Here is a 19,007-nt window from a genome sequence, read left to right on the forward strand (position 1 = left end):
TGTTTACCGAAAGGTTACCGGACGGAGGATGGGAACCGGTATCGATTGTTGGCAGCGGACGGGGTATTGATGACGGTTCCGATGCAGTGGCGGGGAGCGACACGCATGATGAGGGCGACACTGCTCAGCAGCCTGATTTTCTGCGTGATCACGAACCTGACATCTCGCGCCGTAGCGCTCGAGCCGGTGCGGCCGGAGCCGAAGCAGGCGGCAAAGCCCTGCCCCAGGCACGGTTCGGGCTTCATCCGCATTCCCGGCTCGGAGACCTGCATCCGCATTGGCGGACGGGCTGCGGCGGGGCTCGACCTCCGCTCCCGCGAAGACGGCCCCGCCTCCCGACCGATCGCCAGCGGCCGCCTGGCTGTCGATACCCGCACGGAGACAGGTTATGGCCCGGTTCGGACCTATGTCCGGATCGATGCGGGTCAGCGTTGAGACGAATTCAAAAGTTGCGCGACAGCACCAGAGGTTGGCTTCGTCCCGCCGGGCCCCTGCCATAGGGTGACGGCGGCTGAGACGGGCGTCCATACACGGTGGCCGTTCTCGAGCGACTCATGTCGTCGGCCAGGGACTTGACCAAGCTCTCGGAGACCGTGCGTGCCGTCGCCAGCACGATCTGACTGGTTTCCACCACCTGGGCGAACCGCCGGTGAGCGGTTTTAAGCTCCTCGATGGACTCCGGAGCGAACCGTGCCAAGGCGATGGCATTGGCTTTGGCCACCTCCAGGCTCTGCATGTAGGACGCCCCCAGGGCAGTCTTGCGCTCGGTCTGCGACAGGCCCTGGCGAAGGCGCCCGACTCGAACGTGGCCTCCCTCTTCCAAGAGGATATCCTCCAGCGCCTGCATCGTCTGCATGATGTGGGCGATCAGCGCATCTGCGCCGGCCTTGTCCGCGATGCGCAGGGATTTGGTCTCAGTTGCGGCTTGCATTTCCAGCCTCCTGCATCTTGATCATCTCGCGGTAGACCTGATCGGCGATGCCGACCCCGCCGCTCTTTGCCATTTGGCCCGCGTATTCCTTGGTCAGCATTGAGCGATAAACCGCCCCGCCGGTGCCGTTGTCGCCGAGGGGGCCATCGGTGCCCTCCGAGGCGCTGAGCCGCTCCAGGGTCTGTTCCAGGAACATCGTTTCGAACTCGTTGGACGCCTTGCGGGCCTTGATCTCCGCAGGTGTCTTGGCAGAGGCCGCCGCAAGTCTGCTATTTGCGGACATCGACGCCGCTTTGGCCGTCTCTTCCTTGAGGCTATTGCCCACCGATTTGGCGATGTCGCCGACGATAGCCCGGCCGACCCCGAGGGCGGCTTTGGCGGCGAGGGGTGCGAACAGCATGGTCATCGCCTCTCTAGTGGAAGGAGGAAGGGAGGGAGGTGCATCACATCACCTCGATATCGGCTTGGAGTGCGCCGGCGGCCTTGATCGCTTGCAAGATCGAAATCAGGTCACGGGGGCCGACTCCCAGTGCGTTGAGGCCATCCACCAGCTCACGCAGGGTGACGCCTTCCTTGACCATGGCGAGCTTGTTGCCCTCGCCGGTGTCGACTTTGACGCCGGTGCGCGGGACCACCGTGGTGGTGCCGTTGGAGAGCGGGGCCGGCTGGCTGACTTGCGGCTGTTCGGTGATGGTGACCGTGAGATTCCCCTGAGCGATGGCGACGGTGGATACGCGCACGTCGCGGCCCATGACGATGATGCCCGAGCGCTCGTCGACGATCACCCGCGCCGTCTGGTCGGGCTCGATCTTCAGCTGCTCGATCTCGGTGACGAGGCGGATCATGTTGCCGTTGTACTTGGCCGGGATCTGCAGGGTGACGGTGGCCGGGTCGGTGGGCTCGGCGGTGTCGGCGCCCATGAAGTCGTTGATCGCGGCGGCGATCCGCTTCGAGGTGGTGAAGTCCGGATTGCGCAGGGAGAGGCGCAGGGAGCGCATGTCATTCATCTTGAACGCCGTCTCCCGCTCGATCATCGCCCCGTTGGGCACGCGCCCGTTGGTGGGCACCCCGCGCGTAATCTTGGCGGCATCGCCCTCGGCCGAGAAGCCCGCAATGGCGACCGATCCCTGCGCCAGGGCGTAGACCTCGCCATCGGCGCCGAGAAGCGGCGTGACCAGCAGGGTGCCGCCCTGGAGGGACTTGGCGTCGCCCAGGGACGAGACCGTGATGTCGATGCGGTTTCCCTGGGTCGCGAAGGGCGGCAGGCTGGCGGTGACCATCACGGCCGCTAGGTTTTGCGTGCGCATGGTGGCCCCCCGGGTGTTGACCCCGAGCCGCTCGAGCATCGCCTGGAGGGACTGCCGGGTGAACGGAATGTTGTTCAGGGTGTCGCCGGTGCCGTTGAGGCCGACGACGATGCCGTAGCCCACGAGCTGGTTCTGGCGCACGCCCTCGATGCTCGCGAGATCCTTGACCCGCGACAGGGCGAGGGCCTGGCCGCTGAGGGCGCCGAACAGCGCCAGCATCGCGGCGACGCAGCGGACGAGAGAGACGTATCGATGGGGCCGGGCGATCGCGATTGGCATGATGCGCTTTGCTGGTCGGCGGGGCATGTCGTGGTCGTTTGACATGCCGGTTGGTCTGCCAGGACCATGCCAAACGGTTCAATCCAACAAGTCTCTGAAATACAACGCATTATCTTGAACCGGCCGTTGCCCTCCCTCCTTGCGCCGACTGCGTTCCCTGCCGACCCGGCAGCTTCTGCCCGGTCGTTTACGGATGATTAACCATCGGGGGCGGATTCTGCTGAGCGGAACGATCGTCGTGCCGATGGGCGAAGCGACGCCCTGATTTTCGGAGACGGCTCATGCGCGTCGATAACCGCCTCGTCTCCCACGCCTCGGCCGCTGCCTCGCCCGCCTTGCGCAGGACGGATGCGTCCCCTTCCTTCCTGCTTGGCGGTGATGCGGCCGCAACCACCTCTTCGGCCACCACCGCACCGACCACATCGCTGGCGGGGCTCGACGCGATCCTGACCCTGCAGGGCCAGGGCGAGCAGCCCGGCGAGCGCCGCCGTCGCTTCGCCAAGCGTGGCCACGACCTTCTCGACGGCCTCGATCGGCTGAAGGCTTCCCTGGTGATGGGAAGGGTTTCGACGCGGGAACTCCAAGCCATCGCGAGCCGCCTCTCGGAGCGTGCCGAGTCCAGCGGCGATCCGCGCCTCGACGGGCTGATCGCCGATATCGAGCTTCGCGCAGCGGTGGAACTCGCCAAGCTGTCGGCCGCTCAAGCCAGCTGACCGGGCCTGCCGTCGGAAGCGAGGGCCTTCCGCCGCGTCAGGTTTCCATCATCTCGCGGATGCGCCCGGCCAGAACCTCCACCGGGAACGGCTTGGTGATCATCTGCATGCCCGGATCGAGCTGACCGTTGCCGAAAATGGCATTCTCAGCATAGCCGGTGATGAACAGCACCTTCAGATTGGGGCGGGTTTCGCGGGCCTGATCGGCGAGTTGGCGGCCGTTGAGACCGGGAAGACCGACATCGGTCACGAGCAGGTCGATACGCTCCTGGGTGAGCAGGATCTTGAGGCCGGACAGGCCGTCCGCCGCCGAGATTGCCCGGTAGCCGAGGTCTTCCAGCACGTCGACGATGAGGTCGCGCACCACCCCCTCGTCCTCGACCACGAGGACGGTCTCACCCGCGCCGATGCGGGCGACCCCCGCGAGGGTGTCCGCCGGGCCTGGCTCCGTCACCGCTTCGACGGAGCGGGGCAGGTAGAGCTTCACCGCCGTACCGTGCCCGACTTGCGAATCGATCTTGGCATGGCCGTCCGATTGCCGGGCGAAGCCGTAGATCATCGACAGGCCGAGGCCGGTCCCCTGCCCCAGGGGCTTCGTGGTGAAGAACGGGTCGAAGGCCCGGGCGATGACGTCGGCCGGCATGCCGGTGCCGGTATCCGACACGACGATGCAGACATACGCACCCGGCTCCACCCCCGGATGCAACCGGGCATAGGCGCGGTCGAGTTCGGTGTTGCCGGTCTCGATGCGGAGCCGGCCGCCATCCGGCATGGCATCGCGGGCGTTGATGGCGAGGTTGAGGATCGCATTCTCGAGCTGGTGTGGATCGCACAGGGTCGGCCACAGCCCCTCCCCCATGGCGATGTCGAGGGAGATCGTCTCGCCGATCGTCCGACGCAGGAGGTCTTCGAGGGATGCGATCAGGGCGTTGGCGTCGACCAGCTTCGGATCGAGGGGCTGGCGCCTGGCGAAGGCGAGGAGCCGGTGGGTCAGCGCCGCGGCCCGGTTGGCGGAGGACATCGCCGCCTTGGCGTAGCGCTCGATATTGTCCATCCGGCCTTGCGACAGACGGGTCTGCATCAGGTCGAGGGAGCCGACGATCCCGGTGAGCAAGTTGTTGAAGTCATGGGCGATCCCGCCGGTGAGCTGGCCCACGGCCTCCATCTTCTGGGCCTGACGCAAGGCGTCCTCGGCGACTTCGAGGGCGGCGGCCTGTTCGCGCTCAGCCGTGGTGTTGCGGCCGCTGGCATAGATCCGCGCGTCCTCGAACGCGCCGGTCCAGGCGAACCAGCGGTAACTGCCGTCGGCGTGGCGCAGCCGGAACTCGAAGGGTTCGGTGAGCGGATCGGCGACGATGGCCGAGAAGGTCGAGCAGACGGCGCCGCGGTCATCGGGATGGGCGAGATCCGCGAAGGATCGACCGGCGAGATCGTCGGAGGTCCAGCCGAGAAGCGTCGTCCAGGCCGAGTTGACGGCCGCGATCCGGCTGTCCGCTTCGGTGACCATCAGCAGATCCTGCGACAGGCGCCAGGCCCGGTCGCGTTCCTGAGTCCGCTCCTGGACCTCCTGGGTCCGGGCCTGGACCTGCTGTTCCAGCGTCTCGTTCAGGCGTCGCAGGGCGTCTTCGGCGAGGGCGCGGTCGGTGACGTCGTGCCCCTCGGCGAAGATGCCGGTGACGGTGCCGTCGGCCTCCGTGATCGGCTGGTAGACGAGGTTGAGGATGCGCTGTTCGAGGCCGCCCTCGCGTCCGGACTGGATCGTCACCGGCATGTTTCGGCCGATGAAGGGTTTGCCCGTCGCGTAGACCTCGTCGAGAAGCTCGAAGAAGCCCTGCCCCTCCACCTCCGGCAACGCCGCGCGGACGCCGATCCCGATGATGTCGCGATGACCGATGAGCTGGAGATAGGCCTCGTTGGTGTACTCGAACACGTGCGAGGGTCCGCTCAGGACGCACATGAAACCGGGTGCGTCCTGGAACAGCGTGCGCAAGCGGTCGCGCTCCGCCGTCCTCTGCCGGACTTCCGAGAGGAGGGCATCGTTAGCCTGTCGCAGAGCTTCGGCCGCCTCCTGCCGCATGCGAACGGCTTCGGCGAGGACCGCGTTGCGCTCGCGCTCGGCCTCGTAGGCCGAGACGCTGGCGAGACTCGACGAGATCTGTCCAGCCAAGAGCTTGAGGAAGCTCAGGTAATCGGCGTCGATGGGCCGGTGCGGGTTCAAGCCCACCGTGAGGCTGCCCAGCGGCGCGCTACCCCCCTGTCCGACCAGGGGCAGGGTCACCGCCTGCGCGGGCGGCCTCGACCAGTCGCCGGTCGGCCAGTCCTGCGCCGGATCGAGATCGACGATCGCCTCGCCTCCCATGCCGCCGAGCCAGCCCGCAAGGGGGGCGGCGGGATCGGTGATGCCGGGCCGGGCGGCATGGTCCGCCGACATCCCGGTGGTGGCGACGAGGCGGGCGAGGCTGCCCCCGTCGTAGAGATGGATGGCACTGAAGGGCAGATCGCGGCGGGCCTCGCCGAGGCTGGCCTCCACCGCCCGCAGGACGTCGGAGCGGCTCTCCGCCCGCGCCAGACTCTCGCCGAGGAGACGCAGGATTCCGAGGCGCCGCTCGCTGATGACGCGGTCCGTCTCCTCGCTGACCGCACAGAACAGGCCACCCACCGTTCCGTCGTCGTCGATGACCGGACTGTAGGAAAACGTATGATAGGTTTCCTCGGGATAGCCGTTGCGCTCCAACAGCAGCAGCAGCCCGCGATCCCACGTCGCCTCGCGATCCTCGTAGACGCTGCGAATGCGCGCCTCGATGTCGTCCCAGATCTCGGCCCAGAGGATTTTGGTGGGTTTCGCGAGCGATTCCGGATGCTTGAGGCCGAGGGTCGGGCGGTAGGCGTCGTTGTAGAAGAACGCGATGTCCGGCCCCCAGCCGAGCCACATCTCGAACCGCGAAGTCAGGAGGATGCGCAAGGCGACCTTCAGCGCCTCCGGCCAGCCTTCCGGCGGCCCGAGCGGGGTCTGCGACCAGTCCTTGGCCCGCATCAGGGCCGCCATCTCGCTTGCCCCGACGAAGATCTCCGAAGGTTCGGCAAAGGGCTTCGACAAGGATCGGCTTTCCGGCACTCTCAGGGCCTCGGTTGCGGGCGGCGGGCGGGATCAGGCGGCCGGTCCACGGACCGATGTGAACCGACCCTATAGGTCACGGCGGACCGGCCGCAAACCGGCCCATCTCGTCCGTCCGACGGCCTTCGCAAGGGGTCGAACCACCGCCATCCGATGTGATTTCGACCGCCATCGGACGGTCCTTGGCACCGCCATCCGGCCGCGTTTCCGCGCTTGGGCGAGGCCGGCGCGTCCGACGGCACGAGCGTCGCATGAGGGATGCATCCGTTGCGTGTTTGTCGCAGGGGCCGCGCAACACCACATCCGGACGGGGTAGGACCATCGGGTGCGTTGTAGTGTCGGGCGCCCTCAAGTATAGGCACGCGAAACATCGCCGCGTACCGGCTGTGACGGACTTGCGAAGGGGCGAGGATGGCGACAGTCAAGATCGACGACGGTTACGTGCCGTCCGAGGACGAGCCGTTCATGAACGAGCGGCAGCGTGAGTATTTCCGCCGTAAGCTGGTGGGATGGAAAGCCGACATTCTGCGCGAAGCGCAGGATACGCTGGTGGCGCTTCAGACCGAAAACGAGAATCATCCCGATCTGGCCGACCGCGCCTCGTCGGAGACCGACCGGGCCATCGAATTGCGGGCCCGCGACCGCCAGCGCAAGCTCACCGGCAAGATCGACGCGGCGTTGGCCCGGATCGAGGACAGAAGCTACGGATATTGCGAGGAGACCGGCGAGCCGATCTCGCTGAAGCGCCTCGATGCCCGGCCCATCGCCACCTTGTCGCTGGAGGCGCAGGAGCGCCACGAGCGGCGCGAGCGCGTCTATCGCGACGAGTAGCGTCGGCGGCGTGGCGCGCCGAACGGACCTGCCGCGACCGCCGGTGGTCGCAGCGGGTTTCGGCGGCAGGTTTCAGCGGGCTTGCCTGAAGTTGTCGATCCTGATTGTCTCGCCGAGCATTCAATAGAAGCTTGGCTTTAAACGATGCTTGACCGTCCGGAACCTTCGTCCTGTTGTCACGATTACTGATACGACGTCGCGTCGATCAAGGATCCCGACATGGACAATGAAGTACTGATCCTCGTGCTTGCCCTCGCCACCTTCGCACTCGTGGTCGGGGTAGCGTTGTGGCAGCGCGCCCGCGTCGCGAAACTCAAGAAAGACCCCGAACGCTCGGCTTTCGTCGACAATCACGGAACCGCCCCGCGCCCCAACCGGCCCGGCACCGAGCATTGACCGGGACCGTCCGTCCCAGCTTGTCTGCGGGATTTACACATCCGCCCGACGGTTGTTCCTCTCTCCAAAAAGGTTCGACGTGAGGCGCGACGGCCCCCCTCTCGTTCCAGGAGAGGGGACCCGAGCGGCCCGCAAGATCTTTGAAAATCGTAGCCCGGCATGCAGGTTCCGAGACGCAGAACCCGTCACCGCTCGGGCAAGCCCCTTAGCCTCAGAACGGCAGCAGGATGTCGACGAGCTGCTGGCCGTAGCGGGGCTGCTGCACGTCGGTGATCTGGCCACGGCCGCCATAGGCGATGCGGGCCTGGGCGATCTTCGAGGAATCGATCGTGTTGTCGGATTCGATGTCCTCCGGCCGCACCACGCCGGCGACGATGAGCTCGCGCACTTCGAAGTTGATGCGGATCTCCTGCTTGCCCTCCACCACGAGGTTCCCGTTGGGCAGGACCTGATTGACGATGGCGGCGATGTTGGTCGTCACCGTCTCGTTGCGCTGGACCGACCCCGAACCATCGCTCGACGAGGTCGAGGTCCCGGCGATGAGCTTGTCCGGGCTGATCCCGGCGGCGGCGATGGCGGCGCTGCTTTCCAGGCCGAACGCGTTGGGGAGTCCGAGGCCTTCGGCGTTGGAGCGGGAGCGCTTGGTCTCGTTGTTCAGATTGGCCCTGTCGGTGACATTGACCTTGATCGTCACGAGGTCGCCGATCCGGGCGGCGCGCTGATCCTTGAAGAAGGCGCGCGATCCCGTCCGCCACAGGGAATTGGGCGCGTAGGAGACGGGCTGCACGTCCGGCATCGGCAGGCGCACCGGGCGGTAGCCCGGCTGCGAGGTCGGATCCTCGATGGAGGAGAGCGCCGGGGTGGCGCCGACCTGCGACAGCCGGTCCACCGTGTTGCAGGCGCCCAGGGCCGAGCAGGCCAGCAGGATCGCCGCGAGGGAGAGCGGCGTCTTGGTGAGGCGATTGGAACGGTTGGTCATGGGAGCCGGTCTTTCTCGTGAGGATCGGGGCGGTGTCAGCGGCCGGCGTCGAACGCCGCACTGGCCTGGCGGCCGATGCTGGCGGAGGAGCTGACCGAGACCCGGCCGGGGCCGATCACGGTGGCGGCGAGGGTCTTCTTGGAGACGGGATTGGTGACGGTGATCGCCGCGCCGAGACGTCCGTTCTCGTTGGCCTGTCCACGCAGGGAGAGGTTGAGGCCGGGCGCATCGAACACGATGGTGACGGCCTCGCCGCGCTGGACCAGATCCGCCGGAGCGATGTCGCCGGAGCGGAGAATGGAGCCGGCGCTCAGGCTGCGCTGGGCGACCTGACCGATGGAGACGGTAGACCCGGCCTGGGCATCCGGGGGGGTCGCCTCGCGGGGGCGGCGCTCGACGGTGACGTCGCCGGCGCTCACCGTGTCGCCGCGGTTGAGCGTGCGGGAGATGATCTGGACCTCGCGGATTTCCTGCACCTGCCCGGCGACGCGCAGGGAGGCCTGACGCTTGCCCAGGGTGATGAGGGCCGCGACCCGCTTCAGGCGCGGATCGAAGGTGACGTCGAGGGCCGCCGCCTGCCCGTCGAGATCGAGCGGCGCCAGGAGGACGGTGTTCTCGCCGTCGAGACGGAGGGCGAGGTTGCGCGGGTCGAGGCCGTAGGCCGTCTCGAGCACACGCTTGATCGCGGCCTCGATCTCGGTGGGGCCGACGCGCCGGGCGGCGCGCTGCACCGAGACCTGGTTCCGGCCGCCGGTCTCGATCTCGCCGAGGCCGAGGGGCGCCACCGCATCGGCGATGCGGCGGGCCTGGATCGTTCCCGACGCGCCGAGCGCCGGAGCGCGGAACAGCGGGCGTCGCGCCAGATCCGCCGGCGCCCCTTCCACCAGATCGCCCAGCGTCAGGATATCGCCGCGTGCGGTGACGTCGCCGCGCAGGCGCAGCCGCTGGCCGGCCTCCTCGGCGAGAACCTGGACCGTCATGAAGCCGAGGGCCGCGAGCGCGAAGAACGTGCGCACGACGATGCCGGGCGTGAGCGTGCCGGCGCGGCGCGGCTGGGCTTTGGGGATCTGTCTCAGGGCGTACATGGCGCGACGCTTTCGGAGGCGGGCTGAAACGGAGAGGCGAAGCGGGGACGTCAGGACGGACGAACCGTCAGGCGCGGAACATCTGCGAGGTCGTGGACAGCATCTGGTCGGCCGCTGTGACAACCTTCGAATTCATCTCGTAGGCGCGCTGCGCGGCGATCAGCGACGAGATCTCGGTGACGGCGTTGACGTTCGCCTCTTCGAGGTAGCTCTGCTGCAGGTTGCCGAAGCCTTCCGTGCCCGGCAGGCCGTTGATGGCGGGGCCGGAGGCGGCGGTCTCGATGAACAGGTTGTCGCCGATGGATTCGAGGCCGACCTTGTTGACGAAGCGGGCGAGCTGGAACTGGCCGAGATTCTGCGGCGCGGTCTGCCCCGGCACCGTCGCCTGGATCGAGCCCTGCGCGCTGATCGTGACGCTCGTGGCGTTGTTGGGCACCGTGATGCCCGGATCCACGAGATAGCCGTCGCGGGTGACGAGCTGGCCCTGGGCCGAGAGGTCGAACGAGCCGTCGCGGCTATAGGCGGTGCGGCCGTCGGGCATCGTCACCCGGAACAGGCCCTCGCCGCGGATGGCGACGTCGTATTCCTTCTCCGTCGAGGCCAGCGGCCCCTGCGACATGGTCCGGGCGGTGGAGGTGGTCTTCACGCCCGATCCGAGGGCGAGGCCGGCGGGAAGCTGGGTGTTCTGGTCCGAGGTGGACGAGCCGGCCCGGCGTAGGTTCTGGTAGAGCAGATCCTGGAAATGGGCCGTCTGGCGCTTGTAGCCGGTGGTGCGCAGGTTCGCGATGTTGTTCGAGATGACCTGGACGTTGAGTTCCTGGGCCGCCATGCCGGTGGCGGCTGCGTAGAGGGCGCGCATCGCCTGGGTTCCTTACGCGACGTCGGCGAGGCGGCGGATCGCCGTGCCCCGCAACTCGTCCAGGCGCGAGATCACGCCCGAGACCATGGTGTAGGTGCGGTTCACGTCCATCAGCCGGGTCATCTCGATGACCGGCTTGACGTTGGAGCGTTCGAGGGCACCAGATTCGAGGCGGCCGTTGATGCCGGCGGCCACCGGGGCCGCCGGCGACCCGTAGAGGTTGGCGCCCTCGTTGGTGAGCGCCTGCGGGTTGGCGAAGGTCACCATCCGCACGCGTCCGCGGATGCCGAGATTGGTGGAGACCGTGCCGTCCGGCCCGATGGACAGGCCGGTCTCCTGGGCGTTGATCTGGATCGGGCCGCCCTCGCCCTGCACGGCGTAGCCGTCGCTGTTGACGAGATTGCCCTGGGGGTCGGTCTCGAACGCACCGTTGCGGGTGTAGCGGTCGCCGTTCGGGGTGCGGACCACGAGGAACGCCTCGCCGCGCACCGCCACATGGAGCGGGTTACCGGTCTGCTCGATCGGTCCCTGGGCGAGATCGAGGGCCGTGCCCTGGTCGATGACGTAGGAGACGCGCCGGTCGGGCCGATGGAACGAGTCGGCGCTCGCCACCGGCATCAGATATTCCTGGAACCGCGAGCTGCGGCCCTTGAAACCCGTGGTGGAGACGTTCGCCATGTTGTTGGCGATCACGTCGAGTTCACGCTGCAGGGCGACCTGACTGGAGACTCCGACAAACAGCGCGTTCTGCATGGATCGAATAAGCCTTGGGCTGCGGCGACGTTAACGATACCCGCACGGCCCGTGCCAGCGCCGGCCATTCGGAAAAACGCAATCCGGTCAATGCTCTATCTGGATGTTGGGTCGATCGCGCCGCCCTGCCGCCGCATCCCCGCGGCAAGAACCACCCGGCAGGTTTTGCCGCCTTAACGAGACGTTAACCGTAACCTTGGATACATCCCGTCACGGGGTCGCGGGGGCTCAGCGCCGGCCGCACCCTGGGACGAGATTCGGAGGGGCGACCCATGGCCAAGAAGCCCAAGACGGTCCCCGCCGCCGACGGGGAGGAAGCCGGCGGCGAAGCCCCGAAGGGCGGCAAGAAGAAGATCATCATCATCGGCGCGGCCGTGCTGCTTCTGGCCGGCGGCGGCGGGTTCTTCATGATGAAGAAGAAGGGCGGCGACGATCACGCCGCCATCGAGGTGAAGAAGCCCCTGGTCTTCCTCGACGTGCGCGAGATGACGATCAACCTCACCAACGAGCCCGGCCAGGACAAGCAGCGCACGGCCAGGGTCAAGGTCTCCCTCGAGCTGAAGGACGCCAAGGTGGAGGGCGAGGTGAAGCCGCTGATGCCGCGCATCGAGGACACCTTCCTGGTCTACCTGCGCGAGTTGCGCCCGAGCGACCTCGCCGGTTCGGCCGGTTTGTACCGGCTCCGCGAGGAACTGCTCCGCCGGGTCAACGTCGCGATCCACCCGGCACGGGCCGAGGCCGTGCTCTTCAAGGACGTGATCGTCCAGTAACCCCCATCGGTGTCGAGACGGTCATGGCAGGTCCCGAAGACGAGGTCGAAGAGGACGATTGGGCAGCCGCCCTGATCGCGCAGAACGCCGAGGTCGGCGAGACCTCGCTGGCCGACGAGTGGGGCGCGGCGCTGGCCGAGCAGGGCACGAGCACGCATGCCAGCGACGTCGCCGCCGAATGGGCGACGATGATCGAGGACGGGGAGACCGACAATCTCCCCGAACTCGCCGGCAACGACCGCATCCTCAACCAGGACGAGATCGACGGCGTCCTCGGCTTCTCCTTGCGCGAATTGTCGGCTTCGGGCGCCGGCGGCGTCCGCGCCATCGTCGATTCGGGCGTCGTTCAGTACGAACGCCTGCCGATGCTGGAAATCGTCTTCGACCGGATGATCCGGTTGTTGTCCACCAGCCTGCGCAACTTCTTCCAGGACAATGTCGAGGTCACCCTCGACAACATCACCTCCGTGCGCTTCGGCGATTATCTCAACGCCATTCCGCTGCCGACCCTGCTCGGGGTGTTCCGGGCCGATGCCTGGGAGAATTCCGGCCTCGTCACGGTGGAATCGAACCTCGCCTACTCGACCCTCGACCTGCTGCTCGGCGGCAAGCGCGGCGGCTCCTCGACCCGCCTCGACGGGCGTCCGTTCACGACGATCGAGATGCAGCTGGTGCGGCGCCTCGTGGAGATCATCCTCAGCGACCTCGAACTCTCGTTCCAGCCGCTCTCCCCGGTCCGCTTCGGCATCGACCGGATCGAGACCAACCCGCGCTTCGCCACGATCACCCGGCCGGCCAACGCCGCCATCCTGATCAGCCTCAAGCTCGACATGGACGGCCGCGGCGGCCAGCTCCAGATCCTGTTTCCCTACGCCACGATCGAGCCGATCCGTGAACTGCTCATGCAGAGCTTCATGGGCGAGAAGCTCGGCCGCGACCACACCTGGGAAAGCCACCTCGCCACCGAGATCTGGCAGGCCGACGCCACGATGGAGGCGGTCCTCCACGAGATGATGCTGCCCCTGAAGAGGGTGCTGTCCCTGAAGGTCGGCGATACGCTGATGTTCGACACCAAGCCCACCGACCTCATCAACGTCCGCTGCGGCGACTGGGCCCTGACGCAGGGGCGCATCGGCCGGGTGGACGACAACATCTCGGTGCAGCTCACGCGACCGCTGCGGCGCTCCCGCACCACGCTTCAGGCCTTCGAGGCCTCCATGAACAACCGCAACGACGGGTGACCGCGCCATGAGCCTCCTCGTCACCCTCGCCGCCGACGTCCTCGTCGCCATCCTCCTCGTCGCCAGCATCGTCACCTCGGTGCGCCTGAGCCGGCGCATCACCCGGATGAAGGCCGACGAGGCGGCCCTGCGCCAGACCATCGGCGATCTCGTGGTGGCGAGCTCCACCGCCGAGCGGGCGATCATCGGCTTGCGCGCCACCCTCGACGAGTGCGACCGGACGCTGGCCGACCGCCTCGGCACGGCGGAGCGCTACGCCGCCGACCTCTCCGCCCATGTCCAGGCCGGCGAGACCGTGATCGCCCGTATCTCCGCCATCGTCTCGCACTCGCAGCCCGCGCGGGTGGCCGTGGTGCCGCCCGTCGAGATCCGCCCCTCCGAGATCCGCCCCTCCGAGATTCGTCCCTCCGAGATCCGCGCCGCCGCTGTCGAGGTCGGGGACGCCCCGAAGGCGGCACCGTCGAGCCCCAACGGTGAGCGCCTCGGCGCCGCCGCCGCCGCCGCCCTCGCCATGTCCGAGCGTGCGCTTGGCCGCCTGCGGAGCCGCGCCGCATGACGACGCCCGGCTCCCTCGTCCGCGCCGGGCAGACCCGCCTGGGCAAGCTCCGCTCCGGCCGGCCCGGCGCCGCACAGGCGCGCCCCTACAAATTGCGGCTGATCGATGCGGTGACGCTGGCGGCGGCGGGTCTTCTGGTGCTGAAGCTCGGCGCCATCGCCGTCGACGATCTCGGGCCGAGCCCGGCCTCGGCCGAGGCGCAGCTGCCGGATTTCGCGCGGGTCCTCGCCAAGGCCCGGACCAATTACGAACTGCCGGACCCGCAGACCACCGGCTCGGTGACACCGAAGGAGCCGGAAAAGCCCGCGGCCGAACCGGAGCCGCCCGCTCCCCGCCCCCCGCCTCCCCCGGAGCCGATGCCGGCCAGCGAGCGCGCCATCCTCGAAAAGCTCTCCGCCCGGCGCGACGCCCTCAAGCAGCGCGACGAGACCCTGAGCCTGCGCGAGCAGATGCTCGGAACCGCCGAGCGCAAGCTCGAGGAGGGCGTCAAGGATCTCAAGCGCAACGAGGACAGGCCCGACGGGGCCGCTGCGCAGCAGGCCGAGGCCGAGAGGACGGGCCTGAAGAACATCGTCACCATGTACGAGACGATGAAGCCGAAGGATGCCGCCCGCGTCTTCGATCGCCTCTCCCTCGACGTGCTGGTGCCCATCGTCCTGGCGATGAACCCGCGCAAGATGGCCGACGTGCTGGCGCTGATGCAGTCGGAACCGGCCGAGAAGCTCACCGTGGCGCTCGCCAACCGCGCGCGTGGCCAGACCCCGACGCAGCAGCCCGTCGTCATGGGCCTCGGCCCCAACGAATTGCCGGCCATCGACCAGGGCGGCCAGGACAAGCGCCGCTGACCCGGGCGGTCGAGGGTAAGAGACGGGGCCGGCGGGCGGATGCGGCAATGACGGCCGGGTCGGATTGCCGGTGGGCGATGAATCGCGATGCCGGCGGGTCCATTGCGCTCGCGGGCCGGGAGGGCTAGGCGGCAGGTCTGATTTCGTTCGAACGCCGGATGCCCGCTCGATGCGTTGGAGACATGTTTTGCCCGTGGTCGGCGTGATGGCGTTCGCCGCCACGATCACCGCCTGGAACGGCGCTTCGGCGCAGGAGGCTGCGCCGGAGCAGGACGCACCGGCTGCTTCCGACGCGCCGGCAAAGCCCAAACCCAAGCCGAAGCCGAAGCCCGCGCCGAAAGCCCCCGCGCCGGCCGCCGCTGCGCCCGTCGCCGCCGCCCCGGCCAAGGCGGTCTGGCCGGAAGGCGCCAGCGCCCTGAGCGAGAGCTACGGCGATTGGAGCATCAATTGCTCCCGCGAGAACCAGGTCTCGATCTGCTCGGTGGTGCAGGCCCAGGGGTCGAAGCGCGAGAATCGCCGCGAATTCGCCATCGAGCTGAAGCCGCCGGCGAACGATCGCACCGATGGGCTGATCCTGATGCCGTTCGGGTTCCAGATCGAGGCGGGGTTGAGCTTCAAGATCGACGAGGCGGTTCTCGGCAAGGGCGCCCCCTACTACACCTGCAGTTCGGAAGGCTGCCTCGTGCCGGTGAGCCTGCCGACGCTGGCCACCGACACGATGAAGACCGCCAAGAACCTGCTCATCCTAGCCCCGAAGCAGGACGCCACCGAACCGACCACGATCACCGTGCCGCTCAATGGCTTCGGTGCCGCCCTCGCGAGGGCCAGCGCACTCTCGCACTGACGGTCAACGATCGGGCGAGGGGACAGACAGGTAGGAACACGCCATCCATGAAGCCGATCTTCATTGCCTCGCTCTTGTTCGGAGGCCTGACGCTCCCGCTCGCCGCCCAGCCCGCGCCGGATGCGGCCCCGCCGCCGGACACCAAGGAGGAGCGGCAGAAGAACACTGCCGCCAAGCTCGCCGGGCTGCTGCAGTTCGTTTCGGCCTCCTGCCCCGAATCGAAGCCGAACTACGAGACGTTCAAGACGGTGGTGCGGGGCCTCGGCATCGAGCCGGACGCCCTCGCGGGCGGCGAGCTGATCCTGCGGGTCAAGGCCTATGCGAACGTCTACGGCAAGGACGTGCCGGCCAATTGCGCCAAGGCCGTCGCCAATTTTGGAGAAAGCGGCACGATCATTCCCGGGCTCGTCGTCAAGCCGTGAGACAGTGGCGGATACTATGCGGTTGCTTGTCCAAGTCAGCACCCATTCTCAGGGAGCATCGACTGTCGGAAGGACATCGATCGCCCGCGAAAGTTCGAACTTCACTGACGCGACGATAAAATTAGCCGGAGATTCATCGATCCGCGGTAGGAGCACGGGCTGCAGAATAGCCCCTGATTGGGATCAGCCCAATGCCGACCATCGACGTAACCCTCAGCGCTGATTTCGACGAGCTTGATACCATCACGCTCTTACCGACGTTCCTCTTCAATGATGACCCGGCAGAGGACATTTTAGTCTTCTTCGATCTCGACACGAGCCGCTACATCGTCGAAGGTAGTGGCGGACGGAGTGCCGCCATCTACTATCTCGGCGCATCCGGGCTCGTCGATGTCACGCCGGAGACGGGGGGGTACTTCTTCGACTTCTCCGATCGGACCGGGACGGTGACGATACAGGGCGGTGATTTCGCCGACGTCATCACCGGCGGGTCCGGCGTGAACACGCTCACCGGCGGAGGCGGGAACGACGTCCTCAGCGGAGGCGCGGCCAACGACGTGCTGCATGGCGGGGCCGGGGCCGACACGCTCAACGGAAACGGGGGAAACGACACGGCTTCCTATGCGGGATCGTCCTCCGGGGTCACGGTCAATCTCGAGACCGGCGTCAACACCGGGGGAGATGCGGAAGACGATACGCTGACCGGAATCTCGCGGATCATCGGCAGCGCGCATCAGGACATCCTCACCGGGGATGGCGCAGCCAACACGTTGATCGGCGGCAGCGTCTACGATTCCCTCTTCGGCGGGGGCGGCAACGATCGCCTCGTCGTTTCGGGGACACCCACGATCGTCGACGGGGGCACCGGCACCGACATCATGATCGTCACCGGTCCGTCCCTCTTCGCGGACCAGACCTTCGAGAATATCGACAAGGTCTACGTGCGGAACAGCGGATCGGCCGACTTCTCACTCGTCACCAGCGCCCAGACCATCGTGTCGCAAAGCACGGCCGGCAACACCGCGACCATCATCGGCTCGCAGGCTGGCGACAGGATCTATGGCGGAAGCGGAGCCGACAATCTCGTCGGCGGCGCGGGCAAGGACAAGATGTTCGCCGGCTCTGGCTCCGACGAATTCACCTACCTGGGCGATCTTCCCGGCGGTTTCGGCCGCGACAACATCTATCGGTTCGACGCGGCCCACGATCGGTTCAACCTGGACGGGGTCGTCGACAGCTTCGACGAGGTGAACATCCGCTCGATCAACAAGAACCAGGATACCGAAATCACCTTCGCCACGAGCACCAACCCGGCCGACAAGATCATCCTGCACGATGTCCTGTCGTCCACCCTCACGGTGGACAACTTCCTGATCTGAACAGGATCGGTGAACATGGTCGCCGGTTTCGCGTCCCGAAACCTGTGACACGCCAAGCGCAATCGGCCCGTCACCCGATTGCGCAGCATCGGCTCTCCGGCCGTCGGCAGGCGTCAGCGCTTCTGCGTCGCGGTGATGGACGCGTCGGGGCAATTCGGCAGGATCGCCTTGCCGACCGTGTTGTTCGGATCGCAGGCGGGAACGGCGGGGGCACCGCCATTCTCGGCCCGTTCGGTGCGAAGCGCCTCGAAATTCCATACGCCGACCCAGATCACCGCGAGGATCGCGACCAGACCCAGCAGCACCAGGGGTATCAGGCGGCGCATCAGCGGGGGGCCGTCTGCTGGACGGGCGCGGTATGGGCCGTGTCGCCGTTGCGGACGAAGGCGTACAGGATCCCGACCGCGAGAATCGCGACGACGGCGATGAGGACGGGGAAGTAACGGTGCATGGGTCTTCCTGCCTGAAGGTAGCGCTATAACGACGGACACCGTGGAAACGGTTCAGCCCGGCGGATTAGAAAATCGTCACGAGGGCGACGCCGCCGATCATCAGGAGACCGCCGGCGATCCGCCACAGGGTGGCCGGGTGGCGCTCGAAGCCGACCCAGCCGAAATGGTCGAGCAGGATCGAGGTGATGACGCCCGCCGTCACCAGCATCCCGAGGAACGGGGCCGCCCCGATCTGGCGGGCCACCATGAGCTGCGTCACAACGATGCCGCCCCCGAGCACGCCGCCGAACCAGGCCCACCACGGCACGTCCAGGGCCTGGGCGGCGGATGGCAGGGTCAGCTTGCCCGAGACGAGGCCGGCGACGGTGATGCAGGTGGCCGTTCCCGCCGCGACGACGAGGCCGGCGCTGAGGGATCCGCCGAGGCTCTTGGCCAAAGCTCCGTTCTGTCCCGCCTGCACGGCGTTCGCGATGCCCGCGAGAAGAACGGCGCCGTACAGATACCACATCGGTTTCCGGCTCCGTCGGTGAGCCTTCTCATCTAGGGCGGCCACGGCCCCAGGTGGTGCGACATCTGCGGCCTGTCCGTGTTGGGGATGATTTTGCCGGGGTCGGGCGTCTATCCCATACCCTCCGCCCCGAGGGGGATTGTGTGACTTCGCCCCGTCCGGTTCGCGCCGGGCGGGGTCTTTACTGTCGCAATCTTGGTTCTCTCGTCAGGGATATTCCGGGTGGTTCTGGCGTTGGCTCACCGGATCGACAGGAGAATTCATGAAGACCTTGGCCCTCACCTTGTGCGCGCTCGCCGTCTCGTCCCTCGCCCTCGCGCAGATGACGACCTCCGCCGATGCGCGGTCCCGCCATTCCAAGCGCGGTCTTGGAACGCCCAGCCTGTCGAACAACACCGGCGGCCGTCGCGGTCGTGACAGTTCGGCGGCGGGCGGCAATTCCAGCCAGCCCTCGCGCCGGTCCGGGGCCGGAAGCGCCGGCGGCGGCAGCGGTGGAACCGGCGGGATGTAGGCCGGAACCACACCCTCGCTCGGCGGCCGTCATCGGACGGGCCGGCCTCCACCTGGCCCGCGACATCGTTGCCGGGGCGGCTTCGGCGGTGGAAATGTCCGTTTCCCGATGTGGTAAATGTGGGATGTCACATGGTAAAGTTGCGGCCTTCCTCCCAAGGAAGATCCTTCTGAACACTTCCCCGCCCGGCCTGAGCCGGCGCGGGGCTTTTTTGTTCGGGCATCGGCGGAA

At 67.3% G+C, this 19,007-nt stretch carries 23 protein-coding genes; 12 read left to right on the forward strand and 11 right to left on the reverse strand.

Annotated features, from left to right (window positions below):
• The first annotated feature begins 105 nt into the window (after positions 1-105).
• A complete protein-coding gene (locus FPV16_RS17585) occupies positions 106-435 on the forward strand; it encodes a porin (RefSeq protein ID WP_227439671.1) in 330 nt (109 codons plus the stop codon).
• 7 nt (positions 436-442) lie between these two features.
• Here the strand turns inward: FPV16_RS17585 and FPV16_RS17590 are convergent, their stop codons facing one another.
• From FPV16_RS17590 to FPV16_RS17600, 3 genes are read right to left on the reverse strand one after another with little or no spacing between them, the layout of a single operon-like run.
• Complete coding sequence (locus FPV16_RS17590; protein ID WP_227439672.1) at positions 443-931, reverse strand: hypothetical protein; 489 nt, start codon at positions 929-931, stop codon at positions 443-445.
• Positions 915-1,331 (reverse strand): rod-binding protein, encoded by a 417-nt coding sequence (locus FPV16_RS17595; protein ID WP_227439673.1) that lies wholly within the window; start codon positions 1,329-1,331, stop codon positions 915-917. The genes FPV16_RS17590 and FPV16_RS17595 overlap by 17 nt, the downstream gene beginning before the upstream one ends.
• A gap of 43 nt (positions 1,332-1,374) precedes the next feature.
• Entirely contained in the window at positions 1,375-2,517 is a 1,143-nt protein-coding gene (locus FPV16_RS17600; protein ID WP_227439674.1) for a flagellar basal body P-ring protein FlgI, read from the reverse strand.
• A 281-nt stretch (positions 2,518-2,798) separates the two neighbouring features.
• On the opposite strand from FPV16_RS17600, the gene FPV16_RS17605 reads away from it, so the two are divergent.
• Positions 2,799-3,230, forward strand: a complete 432-nt coding sequence (locus tag FPV16_RS17605; protein WP_227439675.1) for a flagellar assembly protein FliX — start codon at positions 2,799-2,801, stop codon at positions 3,228-3,230.
• A 37-nt stretch (positions 3,231-3,267) separates the two neighbouring features.
• Here the strand turns inward: FPV16_RS17605 and FPV16_RS17610 are convergent, their stop codons facing one another.
• Entirely contained in the window at positions 3,268-6,276 is a 3,009-nt protein-coding gene (locus FPV16_RS17610; RefSeq protein ID WP_319802251.1) for a PAS domain-containing protein, read from the reverse strand.
• Positions 6,277-6,756: 480 nt separating this feature from the next.
• On the opposite strand from FPV16_RS17610, the gene dksA reads away from it, so the two are divergent.
• Both dksA and FPV16_RS17620 read left to right on the forward strand, forming a co-directional pair.
• Positions 6,757-7,176: an RNA polymerase-binding protein DksA gene (dksA, locus tag FPV16_RS17615; RefSeq protein WP_018042608.1), complete on the forward strand. Its 420-nt coding sequence runs from the start codon at positions 6,757-6,759 to the stop codon at positions 7,174-7,176.
• 219 nt (positions 7,177-7,395) lie between these two features.
• Positions 7,396-7,572, forward strand: a complete 177-nt coding sequence (locus FPV16_RS17620; RefSeq protein WP_018042607.1) for a hypothetical protein — start codon at positions 7,396-7,398, stop codon at positions 7,570-7,572.
• Positions 7,573-7,783: 211 nt separating this feature from the next.
• On the opposite strand, the gene flgH is transcribed toward FPV16_RS17620, so the two are convergent.
• The 4 genes from flgH to flgF all read right to left on the reverse strand — a co-directional run bounded on the left by flgH (position 7,784) and on the right by flgF (position 11,248).
• Positions 7,784-8,551: a flagellar basal body L-ring protein FlgH gene (gene flgH, locus FPV16_RS17625; RefSeq protein ID WP_227439677.1), complete on the reverse strand. Its 768-nt coding sequence runs from the start codon at positions 8,549-8,551 to the stop codon at positions 7,784-7,786.
• A 35-nt stretch (positions 8,552-8,586) separates the two neighbouring features.
• Positions 8,587-9,636 (reverse strand): flagellar basal body P-ring formation chaperone FlgA, encoded by a 1,050-nt coding sequence (gene flgA, locus FPV16_RS17630; protein WP_227439678.1) that lies wholly within the window; start codon positions 9,634-9,636, stop codon positions 8,587-8,589.
• A gap of 67 nt (positions 9,637-9,703) precedes the next feature.
• On the reverse strand, positions 9,704-10,495 hold the full coding sequence (flgG, locus tag FPV16_RS17635) for a flagellar basal-body rod protein FlgG (RefSeq protein ID WP_227439679.1): 792 nt from the start codon (positions 10,493-10,495) through the stop codon (positions 9,704-9,706).
• Between the two features lie 12 nt (positions 10,496-10,507).
• A complete protein-coding gene (flgF, locus tag FPV16_RS17640; RefSeq protein ID WP_227439680.1) occupies positions 10,508-11,248 on the reverse strand; it encodes a flagellar basal-body rod protein FlgF in 741 nt (246 codons plus the stop codon).
• A 272-nt stretch (positions 11,249-11,520) separates the two neighbouring features.
• On the opposite strand from flgF, the gene fliL reads away from it, so the two are divergent.
• The 7 genes from fliL (at position 11,521) to FPV16_RS17675 (ending at position 17,305) form a co-directional block, all read left to right on the forward strand.
• Positions 11,521-12,018 (forward strand): flagellar basal body-associated protein FliL, encoded by a 498-nt coding sequence (gene fliL / locus FPV16_RS17645; protein WP_227439681.1) that lies wholly within the window; start codon positions 11,521-11,523, stop codon positions 12,016-12,018.
• Positions 12,019-12,041: 23 nt separating this feature from the next.
• Complete coding sequence (gene fliM / locus FPV16_RS17650) at positions 12,042-13,259, forward strand: flagellar motor switch protein FliM (RefSeq protein ID WP_227439682.1); 1,218 nt, start codon at positions 12,042-12,044, stop codon at positions 13,257-13,259.
• A gap of 7 nt (positions 13,260-13,266) precedes the next feature.
• Positions 13,267-13,815 carry a DUF6468 domain-containing protein gene (locus FPV16_RS17655; RefSeq protein WP_227439683.1) on the forward strand — a complete coding sequence of 183 codons (549 nt, stop codon included), beginning with the start codon at positions 13,267-13,269 and terminating at the stop codon, positions 13,813-13,815.
• A complete protein-coding gene (locus FPV16_RS17660; RefSeq protein ID WP_227439684.1) occupies positions 13,812-14,660 on the forward strand; it encodes a MotE family protein in 849 nt (282 codons plus the stop codon). Before FPV16_RS17655 ends, FPV16_RS17660 begins: the two co-directional genes overlap by 4 nt.
• A 169-nt stretch (positions 14,661-14,829) precedes the next feature.
• The gene (locus FPV16_RS17665; RefSeq protein ID WP_227439685.1) at positions 14,830-15,504 is read left to right on the forward strand and encodes an invasion associated locus B family protein; all 675 of its coding nucleotides are present in this window, start codon (positions 14,830-14,832) and stop codon (positions 15,502-15,504) included.
• A gap of 47 nt (positions 15,505-15,551) precedes the next feature.
• Entirely contained in the window at positions 15,552-15,926 is a 375-nt protein-coding gene (locus FPV16_RS17670; protein ID WP_227439686.1) for a hypothetical protein, read from the forward strand.
• Positions 15,927-16,117: 191 nt separating this feature from the next.
• Positions 16,118-17,305, forward strand: coding sequence for a calcium-binding protein (locus FPV16_RS17675; RefSeq protein ID WP_227439687.1), 1,188 nt, complete (start codon positions 16,118-16,120; stop codon positions 17,303-17,305).
• A gap of 113 nt (positions 17,306-17,418) precedes the next feature.
• On the opposite strand, the gene FPV16_RS17680 is transcribed toward FPV16_RS17675, so the two are convergent.
• The 3 genes from FPV16_RS17680 to FPV16_RS17685 form a co-directional block, all read right to left on the reverse strand.
• Positions 17,419-17,631 (reverse strand): hypothetical protein, encoded by a 213-nt coding sequence (locus tag FPV16_RS17680; protein WP_227439688.1) that lies wholly within the window; start codon positions 17,629-17,631, stop codon positions 17,419-17,421.
• Positions 17,631-17,756, reverse strand: coding sequence for a hypothetical protein (locus FPV16_RS26135; protein WP_018042593.1), 126 nt, complete (start codon positions 17,754-17,756; stop codon positions 17,631-17,633). Before FPV16_RS26135 ends, FPV16_RS17680 begins: the two co-directional genes overlap by 1 nt.
• A gap of 65 nt (positions 17,757-17,821) precedes the next feature.
• A complete protein-coding gene (locus tag FPV16_RS17685) occupies positions 17,822-18,265 on the reverse strand; it encodes a DMT family transporter (RefSeq protein WP_227439689.1) in 444 nt (147 codons plus the stop codon).
• 262 nt (positions 18,266-18,527) lie between these two features.
• Between FPV16_RS17685 and FPV16_RS17690 the strand changes: the two genes are divergently transcribed.
• The gene (locus tag FPV16_RS17690; RefSeq protein WP_227439690.1) at positions 18,528-18,776 is read left to right on the forward strand and encodes a hypothetical protein; all 249 of its coding nucleotides are present in this window, start codon (positions 18,528-18,530) and stop codon (positions 18,774-18,776) included.
• The last annotated feature ends 231 nt before the right edge of the window (positions 18,777-19,007 follow it).

The sequence above is a fragment of the Methylobacterium sp. W2 genome (assembly GCF_020662345.1).
GTDB lineage: Bacteria > Pseudomonadota > Alphaproteobacteria > Rhizobiales > Beijerinckiaceae > Methylobacterium.